Below are 22,282 nucleotides of genomic sequence, written 5' to 3'. Positions count from 1 at the left end.
TAAACCGTGCCTAGGTCGCATGACGGGCAGACAGTCCCATGCGAGGACTGATGCGAGGAAGGAAGGTTTGCAGAGGCCTCAGACCTTAGACCTTATCGGCACCAGCCCTACGAGCGGCCCGGCGTACCAGCACCGAGACGATCAGCCCCAGGAGGAGCAGCAGGACCGCGAAGCCCATGGCCCACTGGGCGCCTTGCGTAAATCCCTCGGTCAAAGCATTGGTCACCTGAGGACCCAGAGCTCCCAGTCGGCCTCGGGTACCTTGGGCACGCAGGCCGACGATGGCGTTTCCGGCTGAGGACTGGACCGATCTGACCAGGACATCAGTCATCTGCGCTGAGATCCCCTTGAGCGCCGTCAGGTGCCTTGGCAGCACCAGGCTCAAAGCCAGGGAGAGGGCGGAACCGGAGACTGCGGCGCCTAGGGCTGTCCCCCACTGACGAATATTGGACTGGGTCGCCGAAGCCTGGCCGGACTGGGCCACCGGGACGCCCGAAAGCACCAGGCTGGTCAACTGTGCTGAAGCAAAGCCCAGACCGCCCCCGTAGATGATCAAAGTCAGTGTCATGGGCCAGACCGGCACAGACCCGCGCATGAGCAGAATGGACAGGGCCACGCCGACGATCTCCATCAAGAGGCCTATCTGCACCGTGCCGCCGGCTCCCAGACGGGTGGCAACCACCCGTGCCAGGCCCCCGGAGACAACTGACCCCAGAGCCATGACGCCCAGAATGGATCCGGCCCCCAAAGGACTCAGACCTCTGGCATTAATCAGATAAAGGGGCAGGATGAACATGACCGAGAACTGACCAGCGTTGACAATGGCGGCCGTTAGGTTGCCCCAACCGAAGGTGCCAATGGTGAACATGGATACGTCCAGAATGACCATCTTGCCCTTGCGCGCCCTGACCAGCTCAGTCAGCGCGAAAGCGGCCAGCAGAGCCAATCCGAGGATCAGACTGACCGGAACAGGCGACAGAGGCGCCGATACCGACCAGTACAGAGGGCCCAGTTCAAGTGCGGCGAGTGGATGCCACCAGCCGTAGGTCTGTCCCTCGATCAGAGCGAAGACCACCAGGGCCGATCCCAAAGCCGAAAGGAGTATGCCCTTCCAGTCGGCGAACATCCCCCACCGGCCGCCGGCCGACCGATGCGATGACTTGGTTTCGGGCACAAGGACCGCGCTAGCCAGGAGGACGATCAGCCCCAGTGGCAGATTGACCAGAAAGATCCACCGCCATCCGACAGTGCTGGTGAAGACCCCGCCCAGGAATGGACCGACCGCCGCCGCGGAGGACATGACGGCCCCCCAGATCCCGAATGCAATGGCCCGGTGACGGCCCCGGAAGGTGGCAGATACTGTGGACAGGGTGGAAGGCATGACCAGGGATCCGCCGATTCCCTGAATAAGCCGGGCCAAAAGCAGCAGTGTGCCAGAGGAGGCCGATGCGGCGAAGACGGAACCCAGCACAAAAATGACCGTACCCACCTGCAGGATCCGCTTGCGTCCAATCATGTCCCCCAGCCGACCGGAAGGCAGAAGCAGGGCTGCCAGGACGATGCTGTAAAGGGCGGTCACCCATTGGGCTTGAGACAGGTTGATATGGATGGCAGCGATGATGGAAGGTATGGAGACATTGACGATGGACGAATCCAGCACGATCATGGCCAGCCCTAGGGCCAACACCCAGAGTGCGCGCCAGGGCGGCGCCGCCTCCTGAGACCCCTGACTGTCCTTTTTCAAGTCCGTATTTGTCGATCCGGTCATCAGATCTCCCCTCACCCCGGTCTGCGAATTTTTTGCGACTATACGTCTCAAAAATCCTTCTGGCAAGTTCACTCAGCGCGGACAAGCCGCACGCCGAACAAGCTTCTACCGCTTGGCTCGATCGCAAATAGGCCATATCATATGCCCTATGACCGGCCGAAGCTGATTCACGATCGCTGCACCCAGTCGGCCGGACCAAGGAGGACCATGCCCAGGATCCGCGAATCCACGCTCCAGGAGCATCGCGCCAAAACCCTGGACCAGATCATCGCCGCTGCCGAAACCATCCTGCGCACTGGCGGACGCGGCCGATTGACCATGGCCGAGGTGGCTCGACGCACCAATCTGGCCCGGAACTCCCTCTACCGCTACGCCCGGGATGCCGACCAGCTATGCGATATGGTCATGGAGCGTCACCTGCCTGACTGGGGTCATGCCTTGGAGCAGGCCCTGGACCAGGCGGACGGCCCGCACCGGACGATCGAGGTCTGGACCCGTACCAATCTGGAGCAGGCAGGAATGCATGGACATGGCTGGCTGATGAACCTCTACGCCGAGCAGCACGACGAACAGCTGCGCCAGGCCCTGATCTACGGCAGCCCATCAAATGCCCATAATCCCGCCCTCCAAAGCGATCAGTCCACAGACCGGCATATCCAAACCCTGCTGAACTTCCACCGACAGGTCAACCAGCCGCTGATTCAGGCATGGACAGCCCTGCGCCCAGCAGATCCAGCCATGGGCGTGGAGGTGACGCGAGGCATTGTCCAATCAGGAATGCGGCTGATCGATGCCCTGGAGCAGGAACTTGCGACTGAGCAACGACAGACCCGACTGACCATCATCATCGGGAAGGTGACCGCCTGCGCCAAGGCCGTCACCGCCACTCTGACGGAAGGACCGGCATGCGCCTGATCGGCAACATCTGCTGGCTGCTGCTGGGCGGACTGGCCATCGCCCTGGCTTGGATCCTGGTGGGCATCCTGCTCTGCCTTACCGTGGTGGGCATCCCACTGGGCGTCCAGGCTTTCAAAATGGCCAGACTGACCCTGACCCCCTTTGGCAGACAGGTTACCTATGGAGGCGGGATGGGATCCTGGCTGGCCAACCTCCTCTGGATCATCCTGGGCGGCTGGTGGCTGGCTCTGGCGTATCTGGCGGCCGGACTGATCACTATGCTGACAGTGGTCGGCATACCCTTCGGCATACAAGCCTTCAAGATGGCACGCCTGGCCCTGATGCCCTTCGGATCCTCGGTGGGCGTCGCCGTCTTATGAGAGGATCAGTATCATGAGCACAGTGATCATGCATACTTCAGAGGGCGATATCCGCCTGGAACTCTTTGACGATCAGGCCCCTGAAACCGTAGCCAACTTCCTGGATCTGGCCGCCGGCCGCAAGGCATGGACTGATCCCGAGACGCATCAGAAGCGTCAGGATCCCTTCTATGACGGGTTGACCTTCCACCGAATCATCAAGGACTTCATGATCCAGGGCGGCTGCCCGTTAGGCACGGGAACAGGCGGCCCCGGCTACGAGTTCGATGATGAGATCGACCCCTCCCTGACCTTTGATGAACCCTATAAGCTGGCTATGGCCAATGCAGGACTACGCCGAGACCCCGCCACGGGAAGGACCCACGGCACCAACGGATCACAGTTCTTCATCACCACCGTGCCCACCCCCTGGCTGAACGGGCACCACACCATATTCGGCCAAGTGGTCGATCAGGATTGCCAGAAGGTGGTCGACAAGCTGGACGCTGTGGCCACCGACTCGGGCGACCGTCCCCTTGAGCCGGTCTTCATCAACAGCGTCGAAATCCTCTGAGCCAGGCCGGGGATGGTTTCAAAAAAGAGACCCAGCAGATTCCAGCCCGGCACACGCAGCTACACCATGTCCCGAATCAGGGGCACTGAGACATCTATAGAGCGCCAGGTCCGGTCCTATCTCTTTTCGCGAGGTCTGCGGTTTCGCAAAAACGACAAGAGGTATCCGGGCCATCCTGATGTGGTGCTGCCCAAGTGGAAGGCCATAGTATTTGTCAACGGCTGTTTCTGGCACATGCATCAGGGATGTGCCAAATGCTCCATTCCTAAATCCAATGTGGAGTATTGGACCACAAAGCTGACAAGGAACCGTCTGCGGGATCAGGAGCAGAGTAAAAAACTGAGAGCCATGGGCTGGAGGGTCTTCACAGTCTGGGAGTGCCAGCTGGACGCCGGCCATGCCGAGAGTACCTTGCAGAAATTGTATAAGGCCATCACAGCAGATGGCGTTCCTAACGAAGGAGTCAAGGATGAGCAGATTGAACGGCAAACGACAGGAGGCTGAGCGGAAGGGCATGCGGGTCAACTTCGCCATTCTCGGCGCCGGACGGATAGCCAATGCACTGGCCAAGACCGTAGTTATGATGGCTGAAGACCATCGGTACAGCCATCTGATCGCTCCCTACGCCGTAGCCTCCAGGGATGAGGATCGAGCAGCCGCTTTCGCCCAAAAATATGGATTCAAGCATTCCTATGGGTCCTACCAGGAACTTCTGGATGATCCCGAAGTGGATCTGGTCTACATCGCCACGCCTCACAGCCTCCATGCCGAGCAGGCCATCGCCTGCATGAAGGCCGGAAAGAACGTTCTGGTCGAGAAGTCCTTCACAGCCAACGCCGAACAGGCCAGGCAGGCTATTGAGACATCCGAGCGTACCGGCCTGCTCTGCACGGAAGCCATTTGGACCAGGTACATGCCCTCGCGCTCCATCATCGACGACATCGTCTCCTCAGGGGAGATCGGCACCGTCAGAACAGTCACCGCCAACTTGGGCTATATGACCACCAGCAAGGCCAGAATGACCGACCCGGCCCTGGCCGGCGGGGCGTTGCTTGACGTGGGCGTCTACCCTCTTAATTTCATCGACATGGTCATGGGGCCCAAGCCCATTACACGGGTCTGCACAGATTGGGTACGCACCCCGAAAGGCGTGGACAGCCAAAATTCCACGACTATCTTCTACCAGGATGGATCCATGGGCGCAGCAACCAGCTCCATGGTCTCGGAAAGCGACCGGACCGGTAGCATATGGGGTGACCAGGGTTACCTGCAGTGCATCAATATCAACAACGTAGAGTCCATCGACCTGTACGACGGGGACCACAAACTCAGGAAGCGCTACCCTGTACCCGACCAGCTGACCGGTTATGAGTACGAGGTAGCCAGCGCCGCACAGGCCATCCTAGACGGGAAGACCGAGTGCGACCAGATGCCCCATAAGGACACTCTGCGCATCATGGAGCTCATGGACTCCCTTCGCCGCCAGTGGGGGCTGGTCTATCCCTTCGAATCATGAACTAATAAATGGGGCGTTTTCGGCTACCTGCATGCGAATGGGGGCTGATGTCGCAATCATCACGGCATCAGCCCTCATTCAGATCATCCGGAAAACTCTGCTTCATTCCTTTCTTACGGAGGGTCACCAAACGCTGAAGGATGACGAAGACCAGAATCATCAGGCCAACCACGATGGTGACTGCTGCCACGGCGTCCAGTCCCTAACCGACGCCCATGGTGTTCTTGGCATACCATTATGCTCGCTTGCTTCTAAGCAGAACGATAGCAGGGCTGGTCTGGAACGAACCTGCCGACAGATCGACAGATCGTGGTAAAAATGGACTGGCTTGATCTATTTGATACGCCGAACCTGGCCATGTTCGACTAGGTAGGCCCGCCGGGCAAGATCAATCATGGGCAGGTCGAAGGCCGAATCGGTATAGAAGGCGTCAATGGCCGTCTCCTGGCCCAGGATCCGCTGAAAATGCAGGGGCTTGTCGGGTCCGAAATTGAGGTAGCCCACAGTCAGGGATTCCAAATCCAAGGTGGATCCGATGCAGCGAGCGATTCCCAGTCGGCGACATGCCTCCCCCGCCACCAGATCGAAAGAGGCGGTGACTACTACGTCGTCGGCCTGAGGGGTATACCAGTCCATGATCTTGTGCATATTGGCATCCCAGAACTGGCTGACCAGCCGGTCCATATCAAAGCCGGGACGCGAGGTCAGACGACGCAAGTAGCGCGAACCCGCCCGACGCATGGCCGCATCCAGCTGCTCCAGGGTGACCCTGCCCAGGCGATAGCGTACGGCATAGAAGAGGGCGACCGGCAGGTAAGGCAGCACCCGCGGATCCTTGCGGGCAGTGAACAGGTAGAAGTCAAGCAGACTCTCGCCATCGTAGATGGTGCCGTCGAAGTCCAGTACCCGCATGCCAGTCCTTTCCAGATCTCGCCGCAAAAAGGAATATCTTAGCATACCGTTGAGCAATGACGGTGATAGTCCCCGACTCTGACCGATCCAGAGAAGAGGCAATCACTCATAGCCCAAGAGACTAAAGATGCCAGGACGGCTTCCATAGCCGTCTGTGCCCGGGACCAAGCAGGAGGGGCCCGGGAAATCATGGCCTGCCTGCCTCATGTCCCTATCGTGGATTATCCCCATGGTGTCGACGGTATTGATATGATGAAAAATGCGTCGTTCGTAATGGGTCGTGGCTAGGGACATGTCGGAATAGGCCCGGAAGGGGAACGATGCCGAAGGGGTCTATGCGGTTATGCGGTCAATCGTGCCCGCCGAACTCTTTGATCTTTCATACCAGCTAGGGGGAACAGCAATGTTGAAGAAGAGCCACTACCACAATCTGAGCACCTGTATAGCCGGAATCTACCGGCATGCACGCAACGATGCCAGCCAGTACACGGGCGAATCCATTTTGCGGGGCACTCAGGGAGATCTGATCGTATACCTTTATGATCATCCAGGCCTCAGTCAGCGCCAGATAGCCCGTGACCTGTGCGTAGACCCCAGTCTGCTTGCCCGCGATCTGAAAGCCTTGAAAGCCCAGGGTCTGGTCAGCAGTGAACAGAACCCCGCCGATCACCGGGTCAACATCATCGCCCTGACCAGGCCTGGCGCGGACATAGCCCGCAGACGGATCAGATCGATCAACAACTGGTGGACGGAACTGTTCAATCAGAATCCTGACATCAACCCCGAGACCTTTCAGGCCGAGCTGCGCTGCGTCTACAACCGGCTCCTGGCCAATCAGCTCTGATCGACTTGACAAGCAAAAGGCCTGACCGATCCCTTCGCCGCCCCTTGGACGGTCCCTGGGTTCGCATCAGGCCCGTTTGCCCTTTAGACTCTTTATTATTTGGCCTGTCAGCCCACCGAACGGCCTGAAGTCTCCCAGCCCATCAATCCGACAACCAGCATGGAGGCCAGGGCCACCAGACTGATGGTGACGAATATTGAAGTACTCCCCCATGCATTGAGCATGGCACCGATAAGCATAGGCATGAGCACATTGCAGAGCTTGGCAACGGCGTTGGCAATGCCCACACAACGGAAGCGGACTGTGGTCGGGAAAAGCTCTGGCGCGTAGACGGCCACTACCGAAGACATAAGGACGTAGAGGCTGGCCATCAGCAGGATACCCACCATGATGGCCATGACCTGGCTCGTCTGCGCCGCGTAGAGCAGACCGAAGACCGCTGTCAGCAGGAAGGCTGTGACGATGATGCGCTTGCGTCCTATCCGGTCCAGAAGCAGTGAACCAATAAGGCAGCCCAGTGGGGCGCCCAGCATCATCAGGGTGCTGATCCACAAGGATCCACTCAGATCTATACCTCGCTTGAGCAGGATGGTGGGGACCCAGGAGGTGAAGGCGTAGGAGCAGACATTGGTGGCTGAAACCGCCACAGTGGCCACGATCAGGCCGCGAACCACACTTCCCGACGCCTTGGCAGGTGTTTCGACGTTCTCATGCTTCCCAGCAAGTGCGGAGACGCCGCCAAAGCCAGGGTCTGACCCTCCCTGACCATTATCGGCCTCCAAAAGCTCGACCACCTGGACGGCCTCGTCCACTCGCCCATGCAGGGCCAGCCAGCGAGGGGACTCAGGAATGTCGCGCCGCAGGTACCAGATCAGTGCAGCTGCTAGGCCAATGCCGACAAAGAGCGGCCTCCATGACCAGCGCGGAATGATCCAGGCGCACAGGAGCATGGCTAGGGGCACTCCAGTGTTGGCCACCAGCGAGACGATGGCGCTCCAGCGGCCGCGGTGCTTGATTGGAGCGAATTCGTTGACCATGGAGAAACCGGTGACAATTTCTGCGCCCAGTCCCAGACCGGCCCCTAGACGGCAGACCGAGAGGACGGCCATGTTCGGTGCCAGAGCGCCCAGCAGGGTAAAACCGCCAAAGAGCAGCAGGTTGATCTGATAGGCGGTTTTGCGCCCCCGCAGGTCCCCGATGAACCCGGCCAGCAGCGAGCCCACCAGCAGCCCCAGAAAACCAGCCGACAGGAAGAGGGAATTCTGTGCGACCGTGGACCATCCGGTGCTCAAAGCCGAACTGGCTACTGCGCTGCCCACATAGACATCGATGCTGTCCATGAGCATTCCTGCGGCCACTAGGGCTACGATCTTGTAAAAAGTAGCCGATTCATGAGCATTATCTACTCGCTGGGTAATCTCGCGAACCGCCAGATCGGCCTCGACCATGCCGAGACCCTTCGATTGTTCGGATATGTCTGCATTGTCAATGACCGCTGTCGACATCGTCACCTTCGCGCCCGTGCATGAGGCGGACCCCATGCGTCCATGTCAGACCTGCCGACGGCGACAGACTCCTTGTGGGAGCGTGACGACCGTCAATGCGGAAAGTCTGGACCCTACGGCGTTTCGGTCATTGTGTGGCTATACAACGTCTATTGGGTGTCCAGTATAGGAGCCTCGGCGATCATTGCCCAGACCCGGCGTTTCCCTTCGACTTGACAGCCCTGTCCAAGATGGCTCTGATGGCCTCCAGTCGGGGAACCAATTGACGCTCATAGCCCCGATCATTGGGGTGGTAGTAACGCCGTCCGACCAGTTCGTCGGGCATATACTGCTGGGGCGCCACTGCATCCGGCGCATCATGCGCATACTGATAGCCCTCATGGTTGCCCCAGGCCTTCATCAGCTTGGTGGGAGCATTGCGCAGGTGCAGGGGAACCTGGCCGATATGCCCGGCATCCACGTCTTCCAGGGCCTGGTTGATAGCCAGATAGGAGGCGTTGGACTTGGGTGCGGTGGCCACGGCGATGACTGCCTCGGCCAGGATCAGCCGGGCCTCTGGCATGCCGACCATCGCTACGGCCTGAGCAGCTGCGACCGTGATCTGCAGCACCTGCGGAGCGGCCATGCCCACCTCCTCGGCGGAGGCGATCATGATTCGTCGAGCGATGAAGCGCGGGTCCTCTCCCGCCCGGATCATCCGAGCCAGGTAGTGCAGGGCAGCATCCACATCGGAACCCCTCATGGATTTGATGAAGGCTGAAGCCACATCATAGTGATCGTCGCCCTTCTTGTCATAGCGGACAGCGGCCACGTCCATGACCGAGGAGACCACCTTGGCATTGATCAGCGGGCGACGCGCCCCCTTGGCACGAGGTCCGTCCTCGGTGACGGCACCGGCCGCAGCCTCCAGAATGGTCAGGGCCCGGCGGGCGTCTCCCCCGGAAAAACGCACAATTTGGTCCAGGGCCTGAGGGTCCAGCCGCACCTGGTCCTTGAGCCCGCGCTGGTCCTTGACGGCTCTACTGACCAGAGTGGTCAGGTCCTGGTCGTCCAAGGCCTCCAACTTGACCACCACGGAACGCGAAAGCAGGGGCGCAATTACCGAAAAGCTGGGATTCTCCGTGGTGGCTGCAATAAAAGTCACATCCCTGTTCTCTACGCTGGGCAGCAGGGCGTCCTGCTGGGACTTGGAAAAGCGGTGGACCTCATCGATGAAGAGAACCGTCTCCTGCCCCTGGCTGACCAGCCGCTCCCGAGCCTGGGCGAGGACCTGTCGCACCTCCTTGACCCCAGAGGTGACGGCCGAAAGCTCCTCGAAATGCCGCCCGGACTGTCGAGCCACGATGTAGGCCAGGGTGGTCTTGCCCACCCCAGGGGGACCAAAAAGAATGACCGAGCTAGGAGCTGTGAGTCGGTTGTTCGGATCTGACCGGGCCAGCCGCTCCAAAGGGGTTCCAGGAGCCGTGACCTTATCCTGACCGACCACCTCGTCCAGGCTTCCGGGCCGCATCCTGACCGCCAGAGGCAGGGTATGCTCCTCGGGGGGATCCGCCGCTTGGAAGAGATCTTCAACCATCTGCAATACCTCATTCCTCGGGGTCCCTATAGCTCCCCGCCCCCACCAGCATAGGCCTGCATCTGCCGCAATCAGAAAGATGAACGCGCTAGACTGGGAAGCCATATCGCCATATCGCCCAGCGCGTAGTTGGGTTCCTGAAGCACGGTATGTGTACAGTTTACTGGTCGTTAGCCTGGATATCTTCAGGTAGGCCATGGGCGGCAGCAAGGCCTGCCGCCTGAAAAACGGGACCGGCACAGGTCGGACCAATAAGGAGAATAGCCAGTGATCGCCAAGCATGTTCGCCAGGGATGGACATCGGGTCCAGGCAGGTGGGCCGTCGGCCTGCTGGCCCTGATCCTGGAGCTCTCAGTCCTGGTCGTCGCTCCCATGGCGACGCCGGCGCAGGCGGCTCAGGACTCCCCTGCCGCGCAGGCTGTCCATGGACGCACCTTCCGCATCGCCACCGACACCACCTTCGCCCCCTTCGAGTTCCGCGACTCGTCCGGCAACCTGGTTGGCATCGACATGGATCTGATCCGCAAGATCGCCGATATTGAAGGCTTCTCGGTGCAGATCCAGTCCCTGGGCTTCAATGCCGCCCTCCAGGCCTTGAACTCCCAGCAGGCCGATGCGGTCATAGCCGGCATGACCATTACCGACCAGCGCAAGCAGGTCTACGATTTCACAGACCCATATTTCGACTCCGGCGTACAGATGGCCATCGCCAAGGACAACGACCAGATCCACAGCTACAAGGATCTGCGAGGCAGCGTGGTGGCCGTCAAAACGGGCAGTGAGGGCGAGGCTTTCGCCAAGCAACGTGCGGCCCAGTACCGATTTAGCGTCAAGGCGGTGGATCAGTCCTCCACCATGTACGAGATGGTCAAGTCCGGTAACGCGCAAGCGGTCATCGACGACTACCCGGTCCTAGCCTACGGCATCGCCCAGGGCAACGGGCTGAAGACCGTGACCAAGAAGGAGCCTGGCGCCTCCTATGGAGCGGCCGTCCGCAAGGGGGAGAATCAGGAGTTTGTGGCCGCCTTCAACGAGGGTCTGGCCAAGATGAAGGCCGACGGCAGCTATAAAAAGCTGGTTGATTCCTATGTGGGCAGCGGTCATTCCGGCAAGAAGGCCTCCGCCTCCCGGCCAGGATTCTTCGATCTGGTCCGCCAGGCCTTCCCCTCCCTGATGCTGGGCCTGCGCAACACCCTGACTATCACGGCCATATCCTTCGTCATCGCCTTGGCCATCGGTATCATCCTGGGATTGTGGCGGATAAGCCCCAACCGGATCCTGTCCTGGATTGCCCGGATCTACGTGGCGGTCTTCAGAGGCACACCCGTCCTGGTCTGGGCCTTCTTCTTCTACCTAGGCGTTCCCCAGCTGATCGGCCATCGCATCAGCATCTGGCTGGCCGGCGCGCTGACACTAGCTCTGAACTCCGGAGCCTACCTGGTGGAGATCGTGCGCGGAGCCATCGAGTCGGTGGACGTCGGGCAGATGGAGGGGGCCCGCAGCCTGGGCCTGACACGTCGCATGGCTCTGCGCCGGGTTATCCTGCCCCAGGCCGTCAGAATTGCCACGCCCTCCATCATCAACCAGCTGGTCATCATGCTCAAGGACTCCTCCCTGCTGCTGGCCATCGGCTTCGGCGAACTGCTCTATCAGGCCCAGCAGATCTACGCGGCCAACTTCCGCGTGACCGAAACCCTGTTCATGGTGGGCGTCATCTACTTCGTCGCCATCAGCGCCCTGACTTGGATGGCCAATATGCTCGATAGGAGGCTGCATCGATGAACTTCGAGGACCCGGACATGGACACCGGACGACTGACCCGTCGCATCCGCCAGAACCAAAGTCGCCGCAACCAAGGAACATCCCAGATGGCCGTATCCATCCGCGATCTGCACAAGCGCTACGGCGACACCGAGGTCCTCAAGGGGATCGACATGGAGGTCAAGCCGGGCGAGGTCATCTCCATCATCGGCCCCTCGGGCGCGGGCAAGTCCACCCTTCTGCGCTGCATCAACGCCTTGGAGATGCCGACCTCGGGCACGATCAGCGTCTATGGAATCGACGTTTCCGATCCAAAGACCAACATCGACAAGCTGCGCGAGCATGTGGGCATGGTCTTCCAGCACTTCAACCTCTTCCCCAACATGAGCGTGGCCGACAACATCATGCTGGCCCCCCATATGCTGCACAAGACCCCCAAGGAGGATGGCCGACAGCAGGCTTTGGACCTACTGGAGATCGTCGGGCTGGAGGAGAAGGCGGATGCGCGGCCCACGGATCTGTCCGGCGGTCAGCAGCAGCGTGTGGCCATCGCCCGGGCACTGGCCATGCAACCCGATATCATGCTCTTCGATGAGGCCACTTCGGCCCTGGATCCGGAGATGGTGGGCGACGTGCTTGAGGTTATCCGTTCCTTGGCCGAGGGCGGCATGACCATGATTCTGGTCACCCACGAGATGGCCTTCGCCCGGGAGGTCTCCTCCAGGGTGATCTTCACCGATGCCGGTATCATCGAAGAGGAAGGCACGCCCGAGCAGATCTTTAGCCATCCACAGAGCCCCCGTTTGCAGTCCTTCCTCTCCAAGGTCCTCTAAGGACTCGGGTCTAGAGGTCCATCAGCTCCTCGATGGGACCTACCCTGTATTCCTTGAAGACCACCTGGCCGCTCTCCTGGGTGTAATCCAGATCCACGATGCCGGCGATGCCCCAGTCGCGCTCCCCCTCCACATCATCAAAGATCTGTCGAACCCGCCAGGTGTGGCCCTTGCGCTCGTCCCGATCGTCCAGGTTGAAGAAATCCGAGGATCTGGCCTGGCCATCGGTCAGGATCTGCTCATGATCCTCGTAGAGGTCGTCCAGTGCATCGCTCCAGGGTCGAAGTCCGTAGCCCCAGTCCGCATCCAGGTCGGCCAGGGCCTCTGGACGGTCAGCAGCAACCAGCTCCACCCGCTGGAACATGGCATTACGTACGAGCAGAGTCAGCCCACGCCGGTCCGCAACCACTTGGTTCTCCACCTTGGGCGGGGCGGCATCCAGTCCGCTCGGAACTTCGCCATTTTCGGCTCTGCCTGTGGCCTCCCACTCGTCAACCAAGCTGGAGTCGACCGAGCGCACAATCAGTCCCAGCCAGGCTAGGATGTCCTCCAGCCGCTCATCCATGAACTCTTCCGGTACCGTCCTGCTCAGAGCCCGATAAGCATCGGACAGATAGCGCAGCAGGGTCCCCTCCGACCGGGAGATTCCGTAGCGGGCGATGTAGCCGTTGAAGTCCGAGGCCGTCTCGATCATGTCCCGGAGAACGGACTTGGGGTGGATCTCATAGTCGTTGGCCCAGGGAACATCTCTACGGTAGCGGTCGAAGGCCTCCCCCAGCAGCTCCTCCAGAGGCTTGGGCCAGGTCACATCCTGGAGTCGCTCCATCCGTTCCTCATATTCCAGGCCATCCTCCTTCATCTGCTGGATGGCCGCGTCGCGAGCCTGCCGCTGCTGAGCCTTGAGTATCTGCCGAGGATCCTCCAGGGTGGCCTCGACCATGGAGAGCAGATTCATATCGTAATCAGCGTCCTCGGGATCCAGCAGTTCCAAGGCAGCTAGAAGGAAGGGAGAAAGAGGCTGATCGAGGGCGAAGTCCTCGGGCAGGTCCACGGTCGTGAAGTAGTCCAGCCCGCCGTCCGGGTTCCTTTCCGTCTCGATGACCCCGGTATCGGCCAGGGTCCGGAAGATTTCGTCGGCTCGGTCCTGCAGATGCTCCTTCTGCTGCGGAGTCTGACGTGAGTCCTCGATCAGATCCTCCACCCGCCTTCTGGCATCCCCGCCTTGGCCGACCTCGTTGAGGACCATGGCGTGAGTGATCTTCAGGTGCGGCGTCAGGGTTTCAGGACGTGCTTCGATCAGTTTGTCGAAGGTCCCCTTGCCCCAGGTGACAAAACCCTCCTGGGGCTTCTTGCGTTTGATTCGCTTGAGCTTTTTGGGGTCGTTGCCCGCCTTGGCCACGGCCCTGGCGTTCTCTATCTCGTATTCAGGTGCCTCGGCCACGACCAGTCCGCTGGTATCGAAGCCCATGCGCCCGGCCCTGCCTGCAATCTGGTGGAACTCCCGGGCCCGCAGACGGCGCATCTTGTAACCGTCGAACTTGGTCAGTCCGGTCAGCAGGACAGTGTGAATGGGCACGTTGATGCCGACCCCCAGGGTGTCCGTGCCGCAGATGACCGGTAGAAGACCATCCTGGGCCAGCTGCTCCACCAGGCGCCGATAACGGGGCAGCATACCTGCATGGTGGACACCGACCCCGGTGCGCAGCAGCCGCTGCAGAATCCTGCCGAAGGCCGTGGTGAAGCGGGTGCCGGTCATAGCCTCCTTGATCCGTTCGCGCTGGCCTCGGTCAGAGACCCCCGTACTGGACAGGGCCTGGGCCGTCTCCAGAGCGGCGTCCTGGGAGAAATGAACGATATAGACCGGCGAATCCCCATCAGCCAGCAAGGACTCCACAGTCGTAGGCAGAGGGGTATCCACGTAACGGTAATCCAGTGGCACCGGTCGGGGGGCATCGGCGACGATGTCCACACCCATCCCGGTTTTGCGTTCCAGGTCCTGGGCAATCTGATCCACATCGCCCAAGGTGGCTGACATAAGCAGAAACTGCACATCGGGCATGGTCAGCAGGGGCACCTGCCAGGCCCAGCCGCGGTCCGGATCCCCGTAGTAGTGGAACTCATCCATGGCCACGCAGCCGATATCGGCTCGCCGACCCTCCCTTAAGGCCTGGTTGGCCAGGATTTCGGCCGTGCAGCAGATGACCGGGGCATCCGTATTGATGTGGGTGTCGCCGGTGATCATGCCCACCCGGTCGCGGCCCAGGATCGATACCAGGTCGAAGAACTTCTCGGAGACCAGGGCCTTGATGGGGGCCGTGTAGTAGGAGCGCCGCCCGGTGCATAGGGCGATGAAGTGCATGGCCAGGGCCACCATGGACTTGCCCGACCCGGTCGGAGTGGACAGAATAACATGGTCTCCTGAAACCAGGGAGAGGACAGCCTCCTCCTGATGCGGCCAGGGGGTGATGCCTCGGGAAGCCACCCAGGAGAAGAAGCGGTCGTATATCTGATCCTCAGTCAGGTTGCGGAGGCCTCCCGCCTCGGGGACCAGATCACCCAAGGAGGCGGGCTGGTCGGTTGATGCGGTTGAGGGATCAGCATGTTCTTGGACCATGTTCACCAGTCTATCCGGCCAGGCACACAAGCCCGACCGGAAGCTAGCTGCGGGTCATAGGGCCAATCTAAGCAAGCTACAGGGGCTAGGGGCTAGTCAGTCCTTTTTCTTGCTTTCACTATTGCGCCGGGCTTCCTTCTTCTCGCCTTTCTTGGTTTCGCCCTCGGCTTTCTGACCACCGCTGGAGCGGCCGCCACGTCCAGGTTTGAGGAAGTCCGGAATCTCCATCCCCTTGCGTGGATCGACCAGCGTGTCGGGTTGGGTCCTGTCATAGCCCTGGATGTACCGGGTCTTCCTCCAGTGCTGGATGGAGGCATTGGATCCGCGGTGGTGGGCGTGGTACTTCAGCGGCGCGCCGCCGTACCGGTCCTCGTCCACCTCCTTGGCTACGGCTATCTGGTTGACATTGGAGGGATCCATGATGGCCACGGGCGCTGCCGGCTCCACGAAGTCAGCGGGGGCAGCGGTGCGCTCCTGCATCTTCTTGGGCAGCCAGCGGGCGAAGTGCGACAGCAGGAAGCAGACGAAGAAGTAGACCACCGAGGCTACCACCAGGGTCTGCAGGATGTTGAAGTACATGGAACCCAGACGACGGGATTCCTGCAACAGATCCGTGTACATGATGATGGAGCCCAACGCCGTATCCTTGAGGACTACGACCAACTGGGTTACGGCCGCCGGCAGCATGGCGTATACGGCCTGCGGAACTTCGATCTGCATCAGTGACTGCGTCCTGGTCAGCCCCAAGGCCAGGGAGGCCTCACGCTGGCCGTTGGGCAGGTTGCCCACGCCCGAACGGATCAGTTCGGCTACCACGGAGCCGTTGTAGAGGATCAGGCCCAGCACGACGGCCCAGTATGAGGCCTGGCTGACTCCCGCGAAGGCGAACCAGCGCCAGAAGAAGATCATCATCATCAGCACTGGGACGGCCCGGCAGAACTCCACAATAATGCCTGACACGGCTCTTACCAGCCCATTGGGCAACAGACGGCCAAGGCCGAAGACGAATCCAAAGATGACTGAGCCGATCACAGCAACCACCGAAGCCTTGATGGTCAGCCAAAGTCCGGGCAGATAGAAGTCCGACCAGGCTTCGTAGTCCAGGGCCGGCCGCCAAAGCTCCCAACTGAGCTGGTTCTCGCCATCAGGAGGGTTGTGCAGCCTCATCAGCACCAGAATGACGACTATGGCGAAGATGATGGCAGCTATCCAGTTGACAATTCGTATGGTGCGCCGGCCCTTGGGACCGGGTTGATCGAAGAGCAGCGAGCTCTCATTGTCCTGTGCCATAGCCGCTCACCTCCTCACTGCCAGCTTGTTGGACAGGTATGTGGTCAAAGCCCCGATGGGCAGAACCAGAATTACGTAGCCCAGGGCGAAGATCAGGAAGATGGCTACGATGGCGTTGGCGTGAAACTCGATCATCTCGCTCATCAGGGAGGAGCTCTCGGAGGCCACAGAGGCTGCTGCAGCCACGGTGGAGTTCTTCAGCAGGGCGATGAAAGTGTTGCCCAGAGGCGCCACCGACCCACGGAAAGCCTGGGGCAGAATGATCTGCGAGGCCGACTGGAAGAAGCTCAGCCCCAGAGCGCGGGCCGCCTCGGCCTGGCCTAGAGGCACCGTGTTGATGCCGGAACGCAGGGATTCGCAGACGAAGGCTGCTGTATACAGGGACAGGCCCGTCACCGCCAGCCAGAAGAAGTTGACGGAGAATTCCGGCGAAAAGCTGATCTTGAGCTGAGCGAAGGCCCCCAGGACCATGAAGACCATGATGATGGTCAGTGGCATGTTCTGAAAGAACTCCACATACCCGCGACCGACCGCCCGCAGAGAGGAAATGGGCGAGATCCGCATGATCACCAGGATGATGCCCAGAATCAGTGAGAAGAGGGCCGACCAGAGGGTCAGCTGGATGTTGACCCAGAAGGCTGCCGGGATGTCATAGTCGGTGAACAGTTCGAGAATGGTTGACATCTCACTCTCCTTCCGTGGGCTTGGGCGGGTTGAAGCGGGGGTCGGGTTTGTAGTGGGTGCCCCGAGTGTTGTTCTCGAGCGCCCGCTGCCAGGAGCCGTTGGCCTCCATTTCAGCCAGGGCCGCGTTGATCTTATGGGCCAGCTTGGTGTTGCCCTTCTTGACGCCTACTCCGTAGTATTCCTGAGTGAAGGGCTTACCCACCAGCCGCAGCCTTCCACGGGAGGCGGAGGCCAGTCCAGCCAGAATGATGTCGTCAGTGGTGACCGCATCGACGATGCCGGAGAAGAGGGCTGTGGCGCATTCGGCGTAGCCCGGCTGCTCCATCAGCTGGACCTCCTTGGCAAACCGCTTCTTGACCGTGACAGCCGAAGTGGATCCGGTCACCGAACACAGCCGCTTGCCGTTGAGATCCTCGGGACCTCGGATCTGATGATCCTCCTTACGCACTAGCAGATCCTGGCCCGCCACGATGTATGGTCCGGCGAAGGAGACGGCCCGCTTGCGCTCATCGGTTATGGAATAGGATGCCAGGATCATGTCCACGTCGCCGTTCTGGAGCATGGCCTCCCGCTGTTTGGAGGGGGCCTCCTTCCAGACGATGTCATCGGGACTGTAACCCAGCTTGTCAGCGATGTAGGTGGCCACATCCACGTCGAAGCCCACATAGGTCCCGGCCTTCTTGAAGCCCAGACCAGGCTGGTCGAACTTGATGCCCACCCGGATCTTGCCTGCCTCCTTGTCGGAGCCGCAGGCCGCCAGAGAGACCAGGCAACCCAGAGCGCACAGGATCGCGGCCAGATTCCTGGCCAGCCGCATCAGCGGCCGGCCCATGCCATGCATACTTGCATTCATACGGATATGCTTCCCTCCTGCTTCAGTGGGTCAGAATTTTGGACAGGAAGTCGGCGGCCCGCTGGGTCTTGGGGTGGTCGAAGAAGTCGTCGGGGTCGTCCTTTTCCAGGATCCGCCCATCGGCCATAAAGACGATATGGTCGGCGGCCTGACGAGCAAAGCCCATCTCATGGGTCACGCAGATCATGGTCATGCCCTCCTGAGCCAGCTGGATCATGACGTCCAGCACCTCGTTGACCATCTCAGGATCCAGTGCCGATGTGGGCTCGTCGAAGAGCATGATCTTAGGCTGCATGGCCAGAGCGCGGGCTATGGCCACACGCTGCTGCTGGCCGCCGGAGAGCTGCGAGGGCATCTTGGAGGCCTGGGATTCCACGCCTACCCGAGCCAGGAGATCCATGGCCATGTCCTCGGCATCCTTCTTGGGCATGTGGCGCACCTTGATGGGCGCCAGGGTCATGTTCTCCAGGATGGTCTTGTTGGCGAACAGGTTGAAGGACTGGAAGACCATGCCCACCTCGGCCCTGAGCCGAGCCAGGTCGCGCCCCTCCTGGGGCAGGGGCTCCCCCTCGATCCTGATGACACCCGAGTCGATGGACTCCAGACGATTGATGGTCCGGCACATGGTGGACTTGCCGGAGCCTGAAGGTCCGACCACCACCAGCACCTCGCCGGTGTCAACCTGCAGGTTGATGTCCTTAAGGACATGCAGGCTGCCGAAATGCTTCTCGACGTGGGCCAGCTCGACCAGCGGCCCGGACTTGTCCTCGGCAGGGCGGTCCGAGACCGGTTTCTCCGGCAGAATCCGCTCAGACGGCTGTTTGGTTGTTTCGCTCATAGTGGGCAGTTTACTCACCCTTTGTTGCGGAACGGCCATAGAAACAGTCATATTGGAAAGCGGAGTCCTTGACCAAGCCCGCACGATTGACTGGTCAGGGTATAAAAGGTCATAAAACCAAGAACTGGAACCCCGCAGGATTCCAGCCCTCTTATACTCCCGTCGATCAGTGGCGGAAGCGCTCAGTCAGCATCCTCCTGATCCGGCTCCCAGTCCACACCGGTCTCGGCGCGTTGCTGGTCGGAGATGGGTGCCGGAGCCCCGGTCATGGGATCCTGTCCGCCACCGGACTTGGGGAAGGCGATGACATCGCGAATGGAGTCCGCACCCGTCAGGATCTGTGCGGTCCTGTCCCAGCCAAAGGCAATGCCTGCGTGGGGCGGAGCGCCATACTTGAAGGCCTCCAGCAGGAAGCCGAACTTCTCCTGCGCCTCCTCGGGACCGATGCCCAGCACCTTGAAGACCCGGTCTTGAATGTCATCGCGATGGATACGCACCGAGCCGCCGCCAATCTCCTCGCCATTGCAGACGATGTCGTAGGAGTCGCTCATGGCGTGCTCAGGATCCTTGTCGAAGCGATCGATCCAGTCAGCCGAGGGCATGGTGAAGGGGTGATGCATGGAGGTCCACTTGGAATGGCCAACGGCGACATCGTCGTCGTCCGGGTCGTCGGTAGGCTTGAAAAGCGGGAAGTCCACCACCCAGGTCAAGGCGAATTCGTCAGACTTGAGCAGCCCCTGGCGGCGGGCGATCTCTACACGGGCTGCACCCAGCAGGGTCTGCGAGGCCTCGCGAGGTCCGGCTGCAAAGAAGACGGCATCGCCATCCGATGCGCCCACAGCCTCTTTGAGGCCCTGGCGCTCGGCATCGGACAGGTTCTTGGCCACCGGACCCTTGAGGGTGCCGTCGCCGGTAAACTGGACGTATGCCAGACCCTTGGCACCCCGCTGGCGGGCCCACTCCTGCCAGGCATCGAACTGTCTGCGGGGCAGGTTGGCTGCACCCTGGTAGACCACCGCACCCACGTAGGGAGCCTGGAAGACCCGGAATGGGGTGTCCTTGAAGTACTCGGTCAGCTCGACTATGGGGTTGCCAAAGCGCAGGTCAGGCTTGTCGGAGCCGTATTTATCCATGGCCTCCTGCCAGCTGATCCTGGCAATAGGCAGAGTGACCTCGAATCCGGCAGCCTTCCAGACATTGGCAATGACCTGCTCAGCCATAGCCATGACGTCTTCTTGGGAGGCGAAGCTCATCTCAATGTCAAGCTGGGTGAACTCGGGCTGTCTGTCGGCCCGAAAGTCCTCGTCACGGTAGCAGCGGGCGATCTGGTAGTAACGCTCGAAGCCGCCCACCATCAGCAGCTGCTTGAGCAACTGGGGGGACTGCGGCAGGGCATACCAGGAACCGGGCACCAGGCGGGCCGGCACCAGGAAGTCGCGAGCGCCTTCAGGGGTGGACTTTATCAGGGTCGGCGTTTCGATCTCGCAGAAGTCCATCTTGTCCAGGGCAGCGCGGGCGGCCCTGTTCATGGCGGCCCGCAAACGGATGTTGCGCTGCATGGAGGGGCGACGCAGATCCAGATAGCGGTAGCGCAGCCGCACATCCTCGCCTGGCAGCTTGTTCTCAGCCTCGTTCTCCAGGGCCGTGGACACCTGGAAAGGCAGGGCAGCCGACCTAGCCAGCACCTCGATCTTGTCGGCCACAATCTCGATGTGCCCGGTGGACAGATGCTCGTTGTCATTGCCCTCGGGACGTTCGCGGACATTGCCAGTGACTTGGATCACGTATTCGCTGCGCAGAGGACGGGCCTCTTCCTCGTCGTAGATGACGATCTGCACTAGACCGGAGCGATCACGCAGGTCGATGAAGGCCACGCCTCCATGATCCCGGCGGCGATCCACCCACCCTGCCACCGTCACCTGGCGGCCGACCATATCTTCAGTGACGTCCGTGGCGTAGCTCGTTCTGTAAGCCGACTGGCCCATGCTTTCCTGTACCTCCATAATGCTCGGCCTGCCCCTGCGTCAGGCCTGATATTCCACACTCTGCCGGGCATACAGGCTATCCGGCGTCCACGACACCAGGTCAGCCGGAATCTGCTCGCCGGTAATGATGTTCTTGACCTGGTCGCCCTCCTGCTGGCCCTCCTTGGCCGGGAACCAGACATAGGGGATGCCCAGGTGGTCGGCATAGCGGATCTGCTTGCCGATCTTGGCCGCGGTGGGAGCCACGTCAGCGGCGATCCCCCGGGCACGCAGGTCCTGGGCGATGTGATTGCTGAGCGTGCGGTCCTCCTCGTCCCAGACAGCGATCATAACCGCCGCCGGGGAGACTCGGGAGGCCTGAACCCCTTGAGCCAGCAGGTAGGAGAGCAGGCGTGAAAGCCCGATGGACAGCCCCACACCGGGATAGGTGCGGTTGCCCTGGCTGGCCAGGTTGTCATAGCGGCCGCCGGAGCAGATGGAGCCCAAGGACTGCGCCCCCTCCAAGAAAGTCTCGTAGACCGAGCCGGTGTAGTAGTCCAAACCGCGGGCAATTTTCAGATCGGCAATGACCGAGCCTGGACGGATGCGGGCGGCCTCGTCGATGATCATGGCCAGCGTCTCCAGCCCCTCGATGGCCAAAGTGTAAGCAGGAGACTGCTTGTCGATGCCCACCTTGTCGACCAGGGCATCGAACCGCTGGCGCAGCTGCTTGCCATCGTCGGCGGTGAGCTCGGCCAAATCCAGGCAGGCCCTGGCCTGGTCCTCATTGGCGCCGCATTCACTCACCAGCAGGCTGGCCACCTCGGCAGGCCCAATCTTGTCCAGCTTGTCGATCTCGCGCAGGACGTCCTCGACGTCCTCCAGACCCAGACCTCGGTAGAATCCCTCGGAAAGCTTGCGATTGTTGGCGTGCACAGTAGGCTTGGGCAGGCCGAAGGCCCTCAGCTCCTCCAGGGCGCCCAGCATGACCAGGGGCACGTCGACTTCATAGTGGTCGGGCAGTTCCCCGTTGCCTATCACATCAATATCAGCCTGGACGAACTCCCTGAACCGTCCCTCCTGGGGGCGCTCCCCTCGCCAGACCTTCTGAATCTGCCAGCGCTTGAAGGGGAAGGTCAAATCGTTGCTATGCTCCACTACATAGCGGCTCAGCGGCACGGTCAAGTCAAAATGCAAGCCCAGCCGACGATCTACTGGCACATCCTTTTCCTGACCCAGATCCTGAAGACGGGAGAGCAAGTAGATCTCCTTGCTGGTCTCTCCTTTCTTGAGCAGGCTGGAACCCGCTTCCACTGCCCTGGTCTCAATGCCGATGTAGCCGTTCAATTCGAAGACCTTACGGAGCGTATCAATGATGCGCTGCTCCACAACTCTTTGCGAAGGAAGCCATTCAGGGAAACCGGATAGAGATGTGCCTTTTGCCATAAGAACCTATACTATAGGAGGTCAAGGAAAATGGTACCGCCATATTTT

The 22,282-nt window shown here is 60.6% G+C and carries 20 protein-coding genes; 8 read left to right on the top strand and 12 right to left on the bottom strand.

The window, feature by feature from the left end; genetic code table 11:
- Nucleotides 1–85 precede the first annotated feature (85 nt).
- Complete coding sequence (locus DKK75_RS02970) at nucleotides 86–1,768, bottom strand: MFS transporter (protein ID WP_110451973.1); 1,683 nt, start codon at nucleotides 1,766–1,768, stop codon at nucleotides 86–88.
- 207 nt (nucleotides 1,769–1,975) lie between these two features.
- Between DKK75_RS02970 and DKK75_RS02965 the strand changes: the two genes are divergently transcribed.
- The 5 genes from DKK75_RS02965 to DKK75_RS02945 are packed head-to-tail and all read left to right on the top strand — an operon-like array spanning nucleotide 1,976 to nucleotide 5,114.
- Nucleotides 1,976–2,683, top strand: a complete 708-nt coding sequence (locus DKK75_RS02965) for a TetR/AcrR family transcriptional regulator (RefSeq protein ID WP_181414435.1) — start codon at nucleotides 1,976–1,978, stop codon at nucleotides 2,681–2,683.
- A complete protein-coding gene (locus DKK75_RS02960; RefSeq protein ID WP_110451971.1) occupies nucleotides 2,674–3,045 on the top strand; it encodes a YccF domain-containing protein in 372 nt (123 codons plus the stop codon). Before DKK75_RS02965 ends, DKK75_RS02960 begins: the two co-directional genes overlap by 10 nt.
- Nucleotides 3,046–3,058: 13 nt before the next feature.
- On the top strand, nucleotides 3,059–3,598 hold the full coding sequence (locus tag DKK75_RS02955; RefSeq protein WP_110451970.1) for a peptidylprolyl isomerase: 540 nt from the start codon (nucleotides 3,059–3,061) through the stop codon (nucleotides 3,596–3,598).
- Nucleotides 3,599–3,610: 12 nt separating this feature from the next.
- Entirely contained in the window at nucleotides 3,611–4,102 is a 492-nt protein-coding gene (locus tag DKK75_RS02950) for a very short patch repair endonuclease (RefSeq protein ID WP_110451969.1), read from the top strand.
- Nucleotides 4,068–5,114 (top strand): Gfo/Idh/MocA family protein, encoded by a 1,047-nt coding sequence (locus tag DKK75_RS02945; RefSeq protein ID WP_110451968.1) that lies wholly within the window; start codon nucleotides 4,068–4,070, stop codon nucleotides 5,112–5,114. Before DKK75_RS02950 ends, DKK75_RS02945 begins: the two co-directional genes overlap by 35 nt.
- A 67-nt stretch (nucleotides 5,115–5,181) precedes the next feature.
- Here DKK75_RS02945 and DKK75_RS08255 read toward each other — a convergent pair whose 3' ends face one another.
- The gene (locus DKK75_RS08255) at nucleotides 5,182–5,304 is read right to left on the bottom strand and encodes a hypothetical protein (protein WP_258333131.1); all 123 of its coding nucleotides are present in this window, start codon (nucleotides 5,302–5,304) and stop codon (nucleotides 5,182–5,184) included.
- Nucleotides 5,305–5,447: 143 nt separating this feature from the next.
- A complete protein-coding gene (locus DKK75_RS02940; protein WP_110451967.1) occupies nucleotides 5,448–6,026 on the bottom strand; it encodes a haloacid dehalogenase-like hydrolase in 579 nt (192 codons plus the stop codon).
- A gap of 403 nt (nucleotides 6,027–6,429) precedes the next feature.
- On the opposite strand from DKK75_RS02940, the gene DKK75_RS02935 reads away from it, so the two are divergent.
- Nucleotides 6,430–6,870 (top strand): MarR family winged helix-turn-helix transcriptional regulator, encoded by a 441-nt coding sequence (locus DKK75_RS02935; RefSeq protein WP_181414434.1) that lies wholly within the window; start codon nucleotides 6,430–6,432, stop codon nucleotides 6,868–6,870.
- 107 nt (nucleotides 6,871–6,977) lie between these two features.
- On the opposite strand, the gene DKK75_RS02930 is transcribed toward DKK75_RS02935, so the two are convergent.
- The gene (locus DKK75_RS02930; RefSeq protein ID WP_181414433.1) at nucleotides 6,978–8,318 is read right to left on the bottom strand and encodes an MFS transporter; all 1,341 of its coding nucleotides are present in this window, start codon (nucleotides 8,316–8,318) and stop codon (nucleotides 6,978–6,980) included.
- A gap of 238 nt (nucleotides 8,319–8,556) precedes the next feature.
- Nucleotides 8,557–9,951, bottom strand: a complete 1,395-nt coding sequence (locus DKK75_RS02925) for a replication-associated recombination protein A (RefSeq protein WP_110451964.1) — start codon at nucleotides 9,949–9,951, stop codon at nucleotides 8,557–8,559.
- Nucleotides 9,952–10,218: 267 nt separating this feature from the next.
- Here DKK75_RS02925 and DKK75_RS02920 point away from each other — a divergent pair, with 267 nt between their 5' ends.
- Together DKK75_RS02920 and DKK75_RS02915 are read left to right on the top strand one after the other, a co-directional pair.
- Nucleotides 10,219–11,733: an amino acid ABC transporter substrate-binding protein/permease gene (locus tag DKK75_RS02920; RefSeq protein WP_181414432.1), complete on the top strand. Its 1,515-nt coding sequence runs from the start codon at nucleotides 10,219–10,221 to the stop codon at nucleotides 11,731–11,733.
- A gap of 86 nt (nucleotides 11,734–11,819) precedes the next feature.
- Complete coding sequence (locus DKK75_RS02915; protein WP_146208610.1) at nucleotides 11,820–12,545, top strand: amino acid ABC transporter ATP-binding protein; 726 nt, start codon at nucleotides 11,820–11,822, stop codon at nucleotides 12,543–12,545.
- Nucleotides 12,546–12,555: 10 nt separating this feature from the next.
- On the opposite strand, the gene DKK75_RS02910 is transcribed toward DKK75_RS02915, so the two are convergent.
- The 7 genes from DKK75_RS02910 to hisS form a co-directional block, all read right to left on the bottom strand.
- Nucleotides 12,556–15,159 (bottom strand): DEAD/DEAH box helicase, encoded by a 2,604-nt coding sequence (locus DKK75_RS02910; RefSeq protein ID WP_110452286.1) that lies wholly within the window; start codon nucleotides 15,157–15,159, stop codon nucleotides 12,556–12,558.
- 96 nt (nucleotides 15,160–15,255) lie between these two features.
- Complete coding sequence (locus tag DKK75_RS02905) at nucleotides 15,256–16,449, bottom strand: amino acid ABC transporter permease (protein WP_110451962.1); 1,194 nt, start codon at nucleotides 16,447–16,449, stop codon at nucleotides 15,256–15,258.
- Between the two features lie 6 nt (nucleotides 16,450–16,455).
- Nucleotides 16,456–17,133, bottom strand: coding sequence for an amino acid ABC transporter permease (locus tag DKK75_RS02900; RefSeq protein ID WP_110451961.1), 678 nt, complete (start codon nucleotides 17,131–17,133; stop codon nucleotides 16,456–16,458).
- Between the two features lies 1 nt (nucleotide 17,134).
- Nucleotides 17,135–17,950, bottom strand: a complete 816-nt coding sequence (locus DKK75_RS02895; RefSeq protein ID WP_375314996.1) for a glutamate ABC transporter substrate-binding protein — start codon at nucleotides 17,948–17,950, stop codon at nucleotides 17,135–17,137.
- A 58-nt stretch (nucleotides 17,951–18,008) separates the two neighbouring features.
- A complete protein-coding gene (locus DKK75_RS02890; RefSeq protein WP_309146207.1) occupies nucleotides 18,009–18,824 on the bottom strand; it encodes an amino acid ABC transporter ATP-binding protein in 816 nt (271 codons plus the stop codon).
- A gap of 182 nt (nucleotides 18,825–19,006) precedes the next feature.
- A complete protein-coding gene (aspS, locus tag DKK75_RS02885) occupies nucleotides 19,007–20,809 on the bottom strand; it encodes an aspartate--tRNA ligase (protein WP_110451959.1) in 1,803 nt (600 codons plus the stop codon).
- Nucleotides 20,810–20,848: 39 nt separating this feature from the next.
- On the bottom strand, nucleotides 20,849–22,234 hold the full coding sequence (gene hisS / locus DKK75_RS02880) for a histidine--tRNA ligase (RefSeq protein WP_110451958.1): 1,386 nt from the start codon (nucleotides 22,232–22,234) through the stop codon (nucleotides 20,849–20,851).
- Nucleotides 22,235–22,282 lie beyond the last annotated feature (48 nt).

The organism is Bifidobacterium asteroides, assembly GCF_003202695.1.
GTDB classification, from domain to species: domain Bacteria; phylum Actinomycetota; class Actinomycetes; order Actinomycetales; family Bifidobacteriaceae; genus Bombiscardovia; species Bombiscardovia asteroides_G.
The sequence above is the reverse complement of the archived record's forward strand: the minus strand, read 5'-3'. Positions and strand labels throughout refer to the sequence as shown.

Excerpts from the sequence above, each read along its gene's own strand:
- DKK75_RS02950 (WP_110451969.1), top strand. The coding sequence starts at position 3,611 with ATGGTTTCAAAAAAGAGACCCAGCAGATTCCAGCCCGGCACACGCAGC.
- DKK75_RS02940 (WP_110451967.1), bottom strand. The coding sequence starts at position 6,026 with ATGCGGGTACTGGACTTCGACGGCACCATCTACGATGGCGAGAGTCTG.
- DKK75_RS02945 (WP_110451968.1), top strand. The coding sequence starts at position 4,068 with ATGAGCAGATTGAACGGCAAACGACAGGAGGCTGAGCGGAAGGGCATG.
- DKK75_RS02955 (WP_110451970.1), top strand. The coding sequence starts at position 3,059 with ATGAGCACAGTGATCATGCATACTTCAGAGGGCGATATCCGCCTGGAA.
- DKK75_RS02890 (WP_309146207.1), bottom strand. The coding sequence starts at position 18,824 with ATGAGCGAAACAACCAAACAGCCGTCTGAGCGGATTCTGCCGGAGAAA.
- DKK75_RS02915 (WP_146208610.1), top strand. The coding sequence starts at position 11,820 with ATGGCCGTATCCATCCGCGATCTGCACAAGCGCTACGGCGACACCGAG.
- DKK75_RS02925 (WP_110451964.1), bottom strand. The coding sequence starts at position 9,951 with ATGGTTGAAGATCTCTTCCAAGCGGCGGATCCCCCCGAGGAGCATACC.
- DKK75_RS02900 (WP_110451961.1), bottom strand. The coding sequence starts at position 17,133 with ATGTCAACCATTCTCGAACTGTTCACCGACTATGACATCCCGGCAGCC.
- DKK75_RS02910 (WP_110452286.1), bottom strand. The coding sequence starts at position 15,159 with ATGGTCCAAGAACATGCTGATCCCTCAACCGCATCAACCGACCAGCCC.
- DKK75_RS02960 (WP_110451971.1), top strand. The coding sequence starts at position 2,674 with ATGCGCCTGATCGGCAACATCTGCTGGCTGCTGCTGGGCGGACTGGCC.
- aspS (WP_110451959.1), bottom strand. The coding sequence starts at position 20,809 with ATGGGCCAGTCGGCTTACAGAACGAGCTACGCCACGGACGTCACTGAA.
- DKK75_RS02930 (WP_181414433.1), bottom strand. The coding sequence starts at position 8,318 with ATGGTCGAGGCCGATCTGGCGGTTCGCGAGATTACCCAGCGAGTAGAT.
- DKK75_RS02965 (WP_181414435.1), top strand. The coding sequence starts at position 1,976 with ATGCCCAGGATCCGCGAATCCACGCTCCAGGAGCATCGCGCCAAAACC.
- DKK75_RS02905 (WP_110451962.1), bottom strand. The coding sequence starts at position 16,449 with ATGGCACAGGACAATGAGAGCTCGCTGCTCTTCGATCAACCCGGTCCC.
- DKK75_RS02935 (WP_181414434.1), top strand. The coding sequence starts at position 6,430 with ATGTTGAAGAAGAGCCACTACCACAATCTGAGCACCTGTATAGCCGGA.
- DKK75_RS02970 (WP_110451973.1), bottom strand. The coding sequence starts at position 1,768 with ATGACCGGATCGACAAATACGGACTTGAAAAAGGACAGTCAGGGGTCT.
- hisS (WP_110451958.1), bottom strand. The coding sequence starts at position 22,234 with ATGGCAAAAGGCACATCTCTATCCGGTTTCCCTGAATGGCTTCCTTCG.
- DKK75_RS02895 (WP_375314996.1), bottom strand. The coding sequence starts at position 17,950 with ATGCGGCTGGCCAGGAATCTGGCCGCGATCCTGTGCGCTCTGGGTTGC.